The 14,232-nt window shown below is 38.2% G+C and carries 11 protein-coding genes; 4 read left to right on the top strand and 7 right to left on the bottom strand.

Going from position 1 to position 14,232, the window contains the following annotated elements; translation table 11 throughout:
- Both mfd and CW745_RS12350 read right to left on the bottom strand, forming a co-directional pair.
- Positions 1-3,486: a transcription-repair coupling factor gene (gene mfd, locus CW745_RS12355; RefSeq protein WP_101108992.1), complete on the bottom strand. Its 3,486-nt coding sequence runs from the start codon at positions 3,484-3,486 to the stop codon at positions 1-3.
- Between the two features lie 23 nt (positions 3,487-3,509).
- Positions 3,510-4,067: a PilZ domain-containing protein gene (locus CW745_RS12350; protein ID WP_101108991.1), complete on the bottom strand. Its 558-nt coding sequence runs from the start codon at positions 4,065-4,067 to the stop codon at positions 3,510-3,512.
- A 96-nt stretch (positions 4,068-4,163) separates the two neighbouring features.
- On the opposite strand from CW745_RS12350, the gene CW745_RS12345 reads away from it, so the two are divergent.
- From CW745_RS12345 to lolE, 3 genes are read left to right on the top strand one after another with little or no spacing between them, the layout of a single operon-like run.
- Positions 4,164-5,390 (top strand): lipoprotein-releasing ABC transporter permease subunit, encoded by a 1,227-nt coding sequence (locus CW745_RS12345; protein WP_101109045.1) that lies wholly within the window; start codon positions 4,164-4,166, stop codon positions 5,388-5,390.
- Positions 5,383-6,072, top strand: a complete 690-nt coding sequence (gene lolD, locus CW745_RS12340; RefSeq protein WP_101108990.1) for a lipoprotein-releasing ABC transporter ATP-binding protein LolD — start codon at positions 5,383-5,385, stop codon at positions 6,070-6,072. The genes CW745_RS12345 and lolD overlap by 8 nt, the downstream gene beginning before the upstream one ends.
- Positions 6,072-7,316, top strand: coding sequence for a lipoprotein-releasing ABC transporter permease subunit LolE (lolE, locus tag CW745_RS12335; RefSeq protein ID WP_101108989.1), 1,245 nt, complete (start codon positions 6,072-6,074; stop codon positions 7,314-7,316). Before lolD ends, lolE begins: the two co-directional genes overlap by 1 nt.
- 425 nt (positions 7,317-7,741) lie before the next feature.
- Here the strand turns inward: lolE and CW745_RS12330 are convergent, their stop codons facing one another.
- A complete protein-coding gene (locus tag CW745_RS12330; RefSeq protein WP_101108988.1) occupies positions 7,742-8,401 on the bottom strand; it encodes a Bax inhibitor-1/YccA family protein in 660 nt (219 codons plus the stop codon).
- Between the two features lie 215 nt (positions 8,402-8,616).
- Here CW745_RS12330 and CW745_RS12325 point away from each other — a divergent pair, with 215 nt between their 5' ends.
- Positions 8,617-9,495: a hypothetical protein gene (locus CW745_RS12325; RefSeq protein WP_101108987.1), complete on the top strand. Its 879-nt coding sequence runs from the start codon at positions 8,617-8,619 to the stop codon at positions 9,493-9,495.
- A 73-nt stretch (positions 9,496-9,568) separates the two neighbouring features.
- Here CW745_RS12325 and tpiA read toward each other — a convergent pair whose 3' ends face one another.
- From tpiA to CW745_RS12305, 4 genes are all read right to left on the bottom strand, one after another.
- The gene (tpiA, locus tag CW745_RS12320) at positions 9,569-10,321 is read right to left on the bottom strand and encodes a triose-phosphate isomerase (protein WP_101108986.1); all 753 of its coding nucleotides are present in this window, start codon (positions 10,319-10,321) and stop codon (positions 9,569-9,571) included.
- A gap of 137 nt (positions 10,322-10,458) precedes the next feature.
- Positions 10,459-11,388: a tRNA 2-thiocytidine(32) synthetase TtcA gene (ttcA, locus tag CW745_RS12315; protein WP_101108985.1), complete on the bottom strand. Its 930-nt coding sequence runs from the start codon at positions 11,386-11,388 to the stop codon at positions 10,459-10,461.
- Positions 11,389-11,477: 89 nt separating this feature from the next.
- Positions 11,478-13,322 (bottom strand): EAL domain-containing protein, encoded by a 1,845-nt coding sequence (locus CW745_RS12310; RefSeq protein WP_101108984.1) that lies wholly within the window; start codon positions 13,320-13,322, stop codon positions 11,478-11,480.
- Between the two features lie 128 nt (positions 13,323-13,450).
- The gene (locus CW745_RS12305; protein ID WP_101108983.1) at positions 13,451-14,230 is read right to left on the bottom strand and encodes an ATP-binding cassette domain-containing protein; all 780 of its coding nucleotides are present in this window, start codon (positions 14,228-14,230) and stop codon (positions 13,451-13,453) included.
- Between the last annotated feature and the right edge of the window lie 2 nt (positions 14,231-14,232).

Here is a 14,232-nt window from a genome sequence, read left to right as displayed (position 1 = left end):
TTATCCTTTTTTTATTAAATGGTCTTTGAAACTATTAAGTAGTTGGGTGATCCAGTTCATTCGTGCGCGACTGTCTTCCAATTTTACACTGAACTTTAACTTTGTTGGACCTTCTAGTTTAAAGGTATTTCCTTGTTTTTGCAGTAAAGAAACGAGGAACATTGGATCTACGGGGGTATTTTCAGTAAATTGTATATTTCCTCCGTTGGCATGCGCCTCTAATCGCTTAATTCCCAAAGGCGTACACAACTGTTTAACTTCAGTCACTTGAATTAAATTTTTAGTCGCGTCAGGAAGCAGTCCGAAGCGATCAATCAGCTCCACTTGGATCTCTTTTAAGGCATGCTTATCGTTACTATTAGCAATGCGTTTATACAGTGATAAGCGAAGGTTAACGTCATGAATATAAGTATCAGGTATTAATGCTGGAATTCGTAACTCCACTTCAGCTTGGCTTGATAGAAGGTGTTCTAAGCTAGGCTCTTGACCACTTTGTAATGCAGTTACTGCTTGATTTAACATCTCCATATAAAGGTTATATCCAACCGTTGAAATTTGGCCTGATTGATCATCTCCGAGCAATTCGCCGGCACCACGAATCTCTAAATCGTGTGTGGCTAATGTAAAGCCTGCACCTAATGTATCTAATGACTCAATCGCTTGCAGACGTTTCTGTGCATCTTTAGTCATTAACTTTTTAGGTGGCGTTAAGAGATAAGCATAGGCTTGGTGATGCGATCTACCTACACGGCCACGGAGTTGATGAAGCTGAGCAAGGCCTAAATGGTCCGCACGATTGATGATGATGGTATTCGCACTTGGAATATCAATACCGGTTTCAATAATGGTGGTACAAACCAACACATTTTGGCGCTGATGATAAAAATCACTCATCACTTTTTCAAGCTGATGCTCATTCATTTGCCCGTGTGCAACAGCTACTTTTGCTTGTGGTAATAAAGTTTGAATATCCTGCGCTGCTTTTTCAATGGTTTGAACGTTATTATGTAAAAAGTAGACCTGTCCACCACGCATCACTTCACGGGTGATCGCATCGCTGACGGTTTGATCTGTTTTCTGTTGTACGAAGGTTTTCACCGCTAAACGTTTTGCTGGGGGCGTTGCGATAATAGACAGATCACGCATTCCATTCATCGACATGTTTAGCGTTCGCGGAATCGGCGTTGCGGTTAGCGTCAGAATATCAATTTGCGCGCGTAACGCTTTGATTTTTTCTTTTTGGCGTACACCAAAACGATGTTCTTCATCAATAATAAGTAAACCTAAATCTGAAAATTGTAGGTCGCCACTGAGTAACTTATGGGTGCCAATAAGGATATCTACTTTACCTGAAGCACTGTCTGCTAAAATTTGTTTTTGTTCTTTCGCTGTTTTAAAGCGTGACAACACTTCAATACGTACTGGCCAATTAGAAAATCTGTCTTTAAAATTTTCATAATGTTGTTGCGCAAGCAGTGTAGTGGGGACGAGTAAAGCGACTTGACGGGCATTATCGGTAGCGAGAAAAGCCGCTCTCATTGCAACTTCGGTTTTACCGAAGCCAACATCACCACAGACGAGGCGATCCATCGGTTGTGTAGAACACATATCGCTAATGACGGCATTGATAGAGAGCGCTTGATCATGGGTTTCTTCAAAGGGGAAATCATTTTTGAACAGCGCATAATTATTTTTGTTAAGCTTATAGCTATGGCCAATTTTAGCCGCACGTTGTGCATACACTTCTAATAGTTCGGCAGCAACATCACGTACTTTTTCAGCGGCTCGTTTTTTGGCTTTCTCCCACGTTTCTGTACCTAATTTATTAAGCGGAGCATTTTCAACATCGTGGCCACTGTAGCGACTTATTAAATGTAACGCGCTAACTGGCACGTAAAGTTTATCACCTCTGAGGTATTCAAGTGTGACAAACTCTGTCAAATTGCCTGCTGTTTCAATTGTCTGTAAGCCGAGATAGCGTCCAACACCATAATCGATATGTACGACCGGTTGGCCTACTTTTAGTTCGGCTAAATTGGCAACGATATGATCGCTACTGTAATTTTCATCGCTACTTTGCGAGCGACGACGACTTTGTGTCACTTTAAAGCCGAGTAATTCATTCTCTGTAATAAATGCAAAGCCACGGCTTGGCAACATGAAACTGTTTTCAACTTGGCTGATGGTAATACCGAGTTTTGCTTTCGCTTTTGTAAAGTCATCGATAGTACTAAATTCAGTTAATTTAAGCTTTAAAGGTGCTAATAGTTCTAAAAGTGACTCTTTGCGGCCCGATGACTGCACACTAAAAAGAATTTTACCTTCGAAGCTTGCAATAAATTCACTGATACCCGCAAGCGGTTGTTTCTTTTTATGTTCGACTTGAATATTTTCGATTAACGCGCAATCGAAATTGGTGCGTCCCTGTTTTTCATTGTCAAAGGGGGCTTGCTGAAAATAAAAACGTGGCCATTGATTGAGCTGCTCAAAGCATTGTTCATGGCGAAGATACAGTTCATTTGGGGTTAATAAAGGGCGTAATAAATTAACACTACGCTCTTCATAACGATGTTCAAGTGTCTGCCAAAAATCGATCGTTGCTTGGTTGATGTCGCCAACAATTGCCAATTTTGCGTTGCTTGGTAAGTAATCAAAGAGTGTATTGGTTTGCTCAAAAAATAGTGGCAGATAATATTCAATACCGGCAGGCAGGTTATGTTGGGTAATTTCACTGAAAATTGATTCTTTGCTTGTTGAAAGTGGCGAGGTAAATTTTTCAGTAAATTTCGTTTTAAAGCGGTTGATTGCCTCTTTATCGGTTGAAAACTCATGCGCTGGTAACAGTTTTATTTCGTCAATAGCTTTTAATGAACGCTGGCTTTCGCTATCAAATGGGCGAATGGAATCAATCTCATCATCAAAAAAGTCAAGTCGAAAAGGGTGGTTACTGCCCATCGGAAAGATATCTAGTATCGATCCTCGTGCACAAAATTGGCCGTGGTCCATGACTTGTTCAACCGCGTAATATCCGGCTTCTTCTAGGTCTGCACGCAAACTCTGAAGCTCTATTATCTGCCCACTTTTTATGATCAAAGTATGTTGTTTAAGGTAGCTTTTCGGCGCAAGTCTGAGTAATAGGGTGCTAATGGGAACAATTAAAATTCCCTGTTTAATACTCGGCAGTTTAAACAGCGTTTCGATTCGCGTAGAGATAATATCCTGATGCGGAGAAAAGTGATCATAGGGCAGAGTTTCCCAATCAGGAAAGCTGATCAACTCAAGTTTATCATCAACAAAATAACTGAGCTCTTGACGCAATTTGAGCGCGCTTGGTGTGTCATTAGTGATCAAGATAAGTGGTGACTTTTGCTGTTTAGCACATTCACTGATTGTTAACGCTAAGCTACTGCCTTGCAAGTTAGCTAAATGTATTTTGTCTGAGTTATTTTTAAGCGTCGGAATATTGATAAGTGGCGTTGTTTTCATTGTGATATCTTTTACTCATCTATTTATAGCGATGCGCGTTGTTGTGCGCGTAATTTTAACTGTTTTGATTGAATGTGGAGCGTGGTGCGGATTAATAACTCTCTATCTTCTTCTCTAATCTGTTGGTAGGTTAACTCGATTAAACCTTGTTCAACTTTAGTCACTAATGCATAGCAATATATAGCAGCAGACTCTTCAGGTATGAAGATTTTTAATCGCACAGGCTGATCTACGGCAAAGCGTGCGTCGCCGCATTTAAACACACAAACACTGGCACTGAATGCATCACTTTGAAAATGTAAGCGTTGATCATCCTGTTGGCTTAATACGTAAGTTAGCAGTGTATTGATTTTTAAATTTTGTGTCTGCAGATAACTCCAAAGTGCCTGTGTCGTTTCGTTATTCAGTTTTAAGGGTTGTAAACTATGTGATTCTATTTGAGCTAAATCACTTGCCATACGAAACGGTGCGGGAATCTCAGCTTCGAAATCAGCATCATTAGGAATACATTCATTTTCTGCTAAACCTTCTACATTAAGGCTTAATTGATGCTCAACGAGAAAATATTGATTGTTTGTCATTATTTGTCCTAATTACTGATATGAAGGTTCCTTGCATTACAAAGATACATTAGAATGCAAATTAATAAAAATAAATGTAATAAAAACAGGGCGTTTATGTTTTACCCATTAAGCCTATTCATAGGATTGCGTTATACCAAATCTAAACGTAATAATAAATTTGTCTCCTTTGTTTCCCTTTTTTCAACCGGTGGTATTTCACTAGGGGTTTTAGCGTTGATCACTGTATTGTCAGTGATGAACGGATTTGAGGCGGAACTGAAAACACGGATTTTAGGCGCGGTACCTCAGGCTGTTTTGAGTAACAAAACTCAGACCTTAACTAATTGGCAACCCCGGATTGAAGCACTTAAGCAAGTCGAATATGTTAAACAGGTTGAGCCTGTGATTAACAGTGAAGCGATTATTCAAAGTAGCAAGCAGATACAAGGAATAACTTTCGAAGGTATCTATCCTGAAATGTATGCGAGTGAGGTTGTTAAGTCTTCTATTTACGTTGGTGATTTAAAAGACCTTACTTCTCGCTCATATAACATTATCATTGGGCAAGCGCTCGCTCGTGAACTGAGCGTTAGTGTCGGCGATAAAGTACGTATCATTTCTGCTCGAGGAACTCGTTTTACACCACTTGGTCAAATACCTAGTCAGCGAAACTTTACAATCTCCGGATTCTTTGATGTCGGCTCTGATGTCGATAAATACCTAGTATTGATGAATGTGCATGATGCTGCTCGCTTAATTCGCATTGATGAAAACCAAGTTACAGGATTACGTTTTTCCTTTGAAGATCCCTTTGATGTAATGCGTTGGTCACCACCTAATCTTGAAGGAGGTGAGTCATTAAATGATTGGCGAAAAACGCATGGAGAGCTTTTTGCTGCCGTTAAAATGGAAAAAAATATGATCTGGTTATTGTTATGTTTAATTGTTGCAGTCGCCGCTTTTAATATTCTTTCTTCATCGGTCATGGTTGTAAGTGATAAGCGTGCAGAGGTTGCCATTTTGAAAACACTTGGCATGAAAAGACTTACGCTTAACTTGATTTTTATCATCCAGGGCGCCTGGAGCGGAATCATTGGTGCGTTGATTGGTACTGGATTGGGGTTGTTATTAAGTAGCTATATTAACGAAGTGATGACGTTTTTAGGTTTACATCTTTTAGCAAACGCATCCGGTGGTGCTCGGCTACTACCTGTATTACATCAACCTAACCAAATTATGGTTATATTATTTGGTGCGATGTTTTTAAGTTTATTAGCAACGCTGTATCCCGCATACCGTGCTGGAAAAGTGTGCCCTGTGGAGGCGTTAAGATATGAATAAGCAACAACCGTTATTAAGTGTCACTGGTTTAGGGAAAGTTTACCGTGATGGTAAGCTCAGTAATACCGTGTTAGATAATGTTAGCTTATCGCTTTGTGAGGGCGAGTTATTGGCAATAGTCGGAAGTTCTGGCTCAGGAAAAAGTACTTTATTGCATCTATTAGGGGCATTAGATATTCCCTCTTCAGGTAGTGTTGTCTTTCAAGGTGAAAGCATTAATGCCTTTAATGATAAACAACAAGCCAATTGGCGTAATCAACATTTGGGTTTTGTTTATCAATTTCATCATCTTCTCTCCGAGTTCAGCGCGCTAGAAAATGTTGCAATGCCTTTGCTGATTGCTGGAAAAGATATTAAAACAGCTCAGCAAAAAGCGTTACATATGTTAAAGAAAGTTGGCCTTGCAGAGCGAGTTGAACATCGTCCCTCTGAACTTTCTGGTGGTGAACGTCAGCGAGTTGCTATTGCTCGTGCATTGATTAATGACCCGAAACTAGTATTAGCTGATGAGCCTACAGGAAATTTGGATGCGCATAGTGCAGAAAGTATTTATCAGTTAATTAAAACACTAAATCATGATTTAGGGACTGCATTTGTGGTGGTGACTCATGATCAGTTACTGGCGAATAAGCTCGATAGGCAACTGTTTATGGCCAGTGGTTTATTACAGGATAATGCATAATGTTTCGTCCGTTGTCGTTATTTATCGGTTTACGTTATAGCCGAGCAAAGCACAAAAACCGATTTGTTTCTTTTATCTCCATTGCTTCTATTCTGGGTATATCACTGGGCGTGATGGTGTTAATTGTTGGCCTTTCAGCAATGAATGGCTTTGAAAAAGCCTTGAGAGATCAATTGCTTTCAGTCATACCTCACGGTGAATTGGAAGTTGTCAGTGGTTCATTTAATGATCTCGATAAAAGTTTGCTGTCTGTCTTAGCTCATCCGCAAGTAGTTGGTGCAACGCCGTATATTAATTTAAGCGGTTTACTGCAAAAAGACAGTAAAATGAAGGCGCTACAATTACGTGCTATTCAACCTAAAAGCGAAAATAGTGTCACGAATATTGAACAGTATATTGAGCAAGGTAGCTGGAAGTTATTTACTGGGGGAGAACGACAGATTATCTTAGGAAAAAAGGTAGCGCATGATCTGGGCTTAGCCGTCGGCGACTCATTAAAATTGTTGTTACCTGAACCCAGTGAAAATAACAGATTAAAAGCACCGAAGGTGATCCCGTTAACGTTAGTCGGACTTTTTGAAATGGGGGGGCAAGTAGATCGTACCTTAGGGTTTATGCATATTGAAGATGCTCAAAATATATTGGGATTAAAGGCTGCCAATGCCATTGCATTTAAAGTGGATAAGGTTTTAGATGCACAGCAAATATCGCGTGATGTCGGATACAATTTAAAAGAGTATATGTATATAAAAAGCTGGATCACCAGCCAAGGCTACCTCTATCAAGATATTCAAATGGTCAAATCATTAATGTATGTCATTCTATTATTGGTGGTTGCAGTTGCTTGCTTTAATATCGTCTCAACTCTAGTTATGGCTGTAAATGAAAAGCGTGGTGATATTGCAATTTTGAAAACCATGGGGGCTTCGCGTTGGACTTTACGCTTTATTTTTATTGTGCAAGGGGCTTTTAACGGATTGATTGGCAGTTTAATTGGTGCTTTAGCAGGTAGTTATGTCGCGCTAAATTTAACAGCAATCATTAAGTCGTTTGAGCAACTAATTGGGCATAAAATTCTTTCCGGGGATATCTATTTCATCGATTTTCTTCCTTCAGAACTGAATATGGATGAAGTCATTATCATTGCATGTACTGCATTTGTGATGAGTGTATTAGCAACATTATACCCTGCATGGCGAGCTAGCAAGATTCAGCCTGCACAAGAGTTAGGTTACTCACATTAGATCTAAATGCTCTTTGCTCTGGGTAAACAAAGGGGGACAATCCCCCTATTTCTGCAACAATTATCTAATAATAACCGGTGCTACGATAATTTGTCTTTAATTCCGTAAAATGAACGGTGCTGTATATTAAAACATGTAATGCCAATCGAATTAAGTATGTGATCTAACTTTTGGGCAAGAAAAGAGATTTAACTCAAGGAAAAAATTGACGTAAACGGTTGTTCCCTTTACGAATTTTTAACGAAGGGGGAAGTTGTTTTATTCAGTAAAATAGTTCATCTATTTATTTCGTCTGGTATAACTCTCTGATTTAAAGAACTATAAAGCTTTCAACAACCAGAATTGAAGTTAAATATTTTTATTTACCAAGAATAAGAGACAAAAAAGCGCACTCGAAGTGCGCTTAAAGAGGCGTTATTAATTATTTAATCATCTAAAATATTTAATAAATTTAATAGGTGTATAAATAGATTAAACAGGTTTAGGTACAAAGAAACTGTTGCACGAATGTAATTAGTTTCGCCACCATTAATGATACGGCTAGTATCAAAAAGGATAAAGCCAGACATAATTAATACGACAACACTACTAATTACTACCTGCATCATAGGAATTTGAAGGAAAATATTAGCAATCATTGCAATAACGACAACAATCATCCCTGTCATTAGGAAACCACCCATGAAAGAGAAATCTTTCTTAGAGGTTAGTGCATAAGCTGATAAGGCGAAGAAAATTAAAGCCGTAGAGCCTAATGCTTGCATAATCAGTGATGCGCCATTTTCCATAGCAAGATAATGGTTAAGCATGTTACCGAGTGATGCGCCCATTACGCCAGTAAACATAAATACCCAGAATAAGCCTTTGCTAGTATCAGCTGTTTTAGAAACAACAAATAATAAGCCGAAACCAACAAGCATTAACACAAGAGATGCAATGCCGCCGATATTCATCATGGTCGCAATCGTTGCTGTTAATGCCGAAAATGCGAGTGTCATGCCTAACAGGATATAAGTATTTTTAAGTACTTTATTAATTGAAACAGCAGGTGCGCCTGTTTGCGTTTGAACAAATGGTGAATTCATTTTATCTCCTAAAAAATAAGTAAGTTACTAATGACATAATACGCCCTTTAATCGTAAAGACAAATAGTTATTAATTTTTATAGTCTCTAATTTTAAGGTCATTTTTTGCAAAACCTTGCGCTTAGCGACAATATAACGAGTTTCTTCGGCAGTATTATAACTTATTGGCTAAACTTAAATTTTATCCATTACCCATGTTTCAGAGGACTATCTCTATGAAAAAATTATGCCTGTTTTTGATGCTTCTATTCCCAATATTTTCTTCCATCGCCAAAATTGACGAAGCAAAGCCTGTATTGCGTGAAGAGCTTATCATTGTAATTCCTGGAGATGTTAAACGTGATTACGATCTGTTTATTGCCGGAAGAGATCCATTAAAAATTAATGACTATAACGGTGAAGGATCTCGACGTGATGTTGTTGAGGTAGTGCTTATCCAGCAAGCATTAGCATTAGGTGGGATTAAAGATCCAATACGTTTTATCGTTGCTTCTTCTCATGCTCGTATAATTAAGCAAGTTCATTCAGGGACAGCGGTCATGTCAGGAAATTCAATTTGGTATGATCTACTTAATGATCGGGATCTACTTTACGTTTCTGAGCCGATAATTGAAAATGGTCAGTTTGAAGCTGGTTTGTACACTATTTTAGAAAACCAAAAGGCGTTAGCTGCTAAATCCTTACAGGATGTGCAAACTTTAACTGCAGTTTCGAGTAAAGCGTGGATCATTGATTGGCAAACATTAAACTCAATGAAAATGAACTCGCTTATAAATACAGTCAAATGGTCCTCAATGGTTAAAATGGTCTCTAAAGGCCGAGCAGACTTTTTATTAGCACCATTCCAACCAAGTAATGATATGTCGTTTACTCCAGAGGGTATTCATTTAGTACCGGTTCCTCGTATAAAGATTGGATTGCAAGGGACGAGACATTTTGCCGTATCAAAGCGACATCCAAAAGGTAAGGAGGTAATAAAGGCTTTAGATACCGGTATTTTATTACTAAAGCAGCAGGGTATAGTTGAAAAAGCGTATACGGATTCTGGTTTTTTCAATGCTAAAGTGAAGGACTGGAAAAAAATTAATTTATAGTTTGGTGATAACTCAAGGTAATAAAAAAGGCGTCTTTAAAAGACGCCTTTTTAGTCGTTATCAGATAAGATGCTTATTTAGCGCCTTCAATAATACCAACGAATTCTTCGATAATTAATGCAGCACCACCAACTAAACCACCATCGATGTCTGTTTGTGCAAATAATTCTTTAGCAGAAGCTGCTTTAACACTACCACCGTAAAGAATTTGTACTTTCTCTGCAACAACTTCGCTTTGAGCTTTTAGCCAGTTACGGATATGTGCGTGTACTTCTTGTGCTTGCTCTGAAGTTGCAACTTTACCAGTACCAATTGCCCATACTGGTTCGTATGCAATAACACAGTTTTCAAGTGCGTCAATACCAGCAAGGTCGATAACTGCTTTAAGTTGTTTTTCTACAACATCAGTCGTTACGTTAGTTTCACGCTCTTCAAGTGTTTCACCAATACAAAGCACAGGAACTAAGCCATTTTCTTGAATAGCAACAAATTTAGCTGCAACAACTGCATCAGTTTCGTTGTGGTACTGACGACGCTCAGAGTGACCTACTAAGCTGTATTTAGCGCCAAACTCTTTAACCATTACAGGTGAAGTTTCACCAGTGAAAGCACCAGAAACGTTAGTGCTTACGTCTTGTGCACCAAATTCAATGCTGTTGTTTGCTGTTAATGTTGCTACTTGCTCGATAAAGATAGCTGGCGGGCAAACTGCCACTTCTACATTCGTTGCTGCGTCTGCAGCTGCTTCAAGACCTTTGATTAGCGTTGAAACTGATTCTTTAGTTCCGTTTAATTTCCAGTTACCCATTACAAGAGGTGTTCTCATTGTTATTCTCCGTTTGTTTTAAAATAAATTTACTAAAGTGTGCTGATTATAAATGACTATTAGCGTAAACCTATAACTTTTTCGATAAATCTGTAATTTTATTACTAAAAGTAACTTTAAAATGATCTAAAACAACTCTAAGTAAGCTCTTTAATATTCAGCGATTGCTGCTCTTGATAATACATTTCATCGATTGTTTTTTCGGTCGTTGCTGGCATTGAAACTGCTTCTTTATCAAAAGCAATGTCGCCACCATTAATGATTCCTGAATCTTTGGTTATTGATTTGAAATCAAAAATATCAGTGTCAGCAAGGTGTGATGGCACAACATTTTGTATCGCAGTAAACATAGACTCTAAACGACCTGGAAATTTATCATCCCATTCATTAAGCATATCTTTGGTGATTTGACGCTGAAGATTTGGTTGTGAACCACATAAATTGCAAGGAATGATTGGGTAGCCCTTAAGTGTTGCATATTGCTCAATCTCTTTTTCTTTGCAATAAGCCAGAGGACGAATAACAACATGCTCGCCATTATCAGAAACAAGCTTCGCTGGCATTGATTTTAATTTTCCTCCAAAAAACATATTTAGCATCATTGTTGCGAGCATATCATCGCGGTGGTGGCCTAATGCAATTTTGCTTGCACCTAACTCTTTCGCTGTTCGATATAAAATACCACGGCGTAATCGAGAGCAAAGGCTACATGTCGTTTTACCTTCTGGGATTTTATCTTGCACGATACTGTAGGTATCTTCTTCGATAATATGGTACTCAACGCCAAGTTCTTTTAGGTATTGCGGGAGGATATGCTCTGGGAAACCGGGTTGTTTTTGATCTAAATTAATAGCTACGATATCAAATTTAATGGGTGCAACAGATTGCAACTCTAATAAGATATCCAACATGGTAAAACTATCTTTACCGCCTGAAAGACAAACCATGACACGATCACCATTTTCGATCATGTTGTAATCAGCGATTGCTTTACCGGTTAAATGGCGCAAGTTTTTATTTAGTTTTTTAATGGTGAATTGTTGTTTCTTTGACAGAGAGTCAGACATGCGCAAACCTGTTAATAATAAAAAGCGCATTGTACAAAAAGTTGATTTAAGATGCAAAGAGCCCTGTATTAAACAGGGCGAAGAAAAGACTAAAGAGGGCTGGGGCGTGCGATTAGGAAGCCCTGAACACCATCAATATACATATTTTCAAGTATCTGTTTTTGTTCTAAATGTTCAATGCCTTCTGCGATGACACGACAGTCCATACGGTGGGCAACATCAATTATCATACGTACAAATTGTTGGTTTGCACTATCACGTTCAATGTTACTGATTAAGCTTGCATCTATTTTAACAAAATCAGGCTTAAGTTCTTTAAATAAGCGGAAAGAGCCGATGCCTTTACCAAAATTACATATAGCTGAGCGAGAGCCAGTCCTTTTGAGCATATCAAATACGCGTTTACTCGCGACTAAATTACTATCTAAGACAACTTCTTGCATCTCAAAGATGAGTGAAGCTGCGATGTTCGATTCTCTGAGTAATAGTCGCTCAAGCCATACAATGAAGCTACTATTTTGGATTGCTGAACTAGTGATATTAATTCCCCACCGTGTACTGCCATCGGTTTTGTGGCGACACTGACTGACAACGGTTTCTAAAATAAGTTGTTCTAATTTGACGCTTAAGTCTACGCGTTGCGCCATTGCAAAAACAGTGTCCGTTGGGATCATGCTATTGTTTTCCCCAATGAAGCGAGTGAAAATCTCTTGATAACCCTTCATATTCCGATGAATGGCTTGGATCGGTTGGTGTAATAGCATCAATGCTCGTTTGGTAATGATGTCTTCAATAATATTACGCCAATGTTGTTGCCCAAATTGACTGTCATCGCTATCTTGCTGTTCAAAGGCCCAGTTGTTTACTCCCTCTGTTTGAGCTTTAGCTAGGGCCATGTCAGTTCTCGCTAATACTTGTTCTGGTAACTGCCCAGAAATAATCGAAGAAATTCCATTGTAAGCAATGCTATCAAGCTTATTTAATGCCTGATATTGGTCAAATTGCATTTTAAGGTTTTTGGCTAAGACCTGTGCGTCACTAATGCTCATGTCTCGCGCAATAAGTGCAAAGTCGGAGCCACTAATACGGTACAAAGATGTCGCAGGGTATCGTTCTGCGACTTTACTGATTAAGTTGGCAATGCTGATGATGTATTCATCACCATGCTGAAACCCTCGTTGAGCATTAATAGTGTTAAGTTCGCTTGCTCGGATGATCGATAATATAGCGTGCTGTTGATCTTCTTCATTACTAAGAATGTCTGTTAGTTCTTTTCGAAAAGCATGACGGTTATTTAGGCCAGTCAGGTTGTCCATATTGACTTGATGCGCCAGTTGTAAAATCTGTTTTTCTTGGTTTTGTAAAGCGCGGTGAAACAGGCGTTTTTGTTCATGTAATTGTTCTGATACTTTGGTAAAAGGGCTGACTGCATCGCTGTCATCCGCTATTTCTTTAATGAGTGTTTTTTCAATGCGTTTGAATAGTCTGTAATAAAGAATGTTAATCATTAAAGACATCAAAATAAGGGTGCTATAAATAACAAATAACACCTGTTTAATAAGTGCAATTAATTTGCTATTTTTAGTTTTGTATTCAATTAATTGAGCCCCATTATCAGAAATAAATGTTGTTGGAGCAATTTGTCCTAGGTAATAATCGATGGGACTCAATTGTTCATTTTCGTAGATGAGCGGAGTATTTAACTCACTGTGGCTAATTTTAATATAATCAAATAAATTTTGTGCAACGAGGGAATCTAGTGCCGTCAAATCGAGAGGGGAGGTGCCAATATTTGTATTAATTTTTTTTGCAGTCAGCTCTTGTTGTTGAATTAACAATTCATTAAAGGTAATTTTACAAGCAAATGTTGCCAAAACGGCAAATAACAACACAATTATGTTGCTAAGCCATAGGCTTTTTTTATATTCATTCATCTAAAATCTACTCCGTGATTTGATGTTTTTCTGTCATTGCTTCTATCTAAAGCGAAAATAATAAATATGTTTTTGTGCTAAATGTTTGTTATTTTTATTTAAAAGATAAAGTATACGCTATGCTAGCTTTATTTCCTATAGTCTGGTTGGTGACTTTGTAACAGGTGTTTTGTTTTATTTGACTTCGGTGAATTATATACATTCTCAGTTGTATCATTTTCAACGATATTACCCTGATGCATAACAATAAGGTTATCACTAACATGCCTTACTAAACTCATATTGTGAGCAACCATAATATAACTAACTTGCTTTTCTTCCTGTATGTTTAACAATAGGTTAACGAGCTTAAAACGCAAAGAAATATCTAAGCCCGCCAATATTTCATCTGCGATAATGATGTCTGGTTCAAGTATCATCGCTCGTGCTAGTGCGACTTGGTGTTGCTGAACACTAGAGAGCATGTTCGGGTAAAAAGCGAGATAATCAGGTAACAGTCCAACTAAATTTAAGGTTTTTTTTATTTGAACTTCCCGTTCTATTGCTGTGAAGTTACTATTTAGTTCTAAAGGTGCTGTTAGTATGCGACCAATCGTTGCTTTTGGGTTAAGTGAATTACTTGGTGCATGGAATAACATACGAATTGATTTACATCTCTCCTGTAAGCTGACATTACTTAATGCTTTGCCATGCAAGTATATTTCACCATGAGTTTGTGTTCTCAGTCCGGCAATTGTTTGTACTAATGTACTTTTCCCTGATCCACTTTCTCCGATGATTGACAAAGTCTTACCCTTATCTAATGAAAAATTGATATTACGATAAGCATCTTGCAGTTGTGAACGAAACAAGCCATTACTGCGTCGGTACTCTTTTGCTAGGTTAGTAATATTGAGTAAATTTTGCATTA

Origin of the sequence: Psychromonas sp. psych-6C06, from assembly GCF_002835465.1 — a bacterium.
Classification (GTDB): Bacteria; Pseudomonadota; Gammaproteobacteria; order Enterobacterales; family Psychromonadaceae; genus Psychromonas.
Note: the sequence above shows the minus strand (reverse complement) of the source record. Positions and strands in the feature narration are given on the sequence as shown.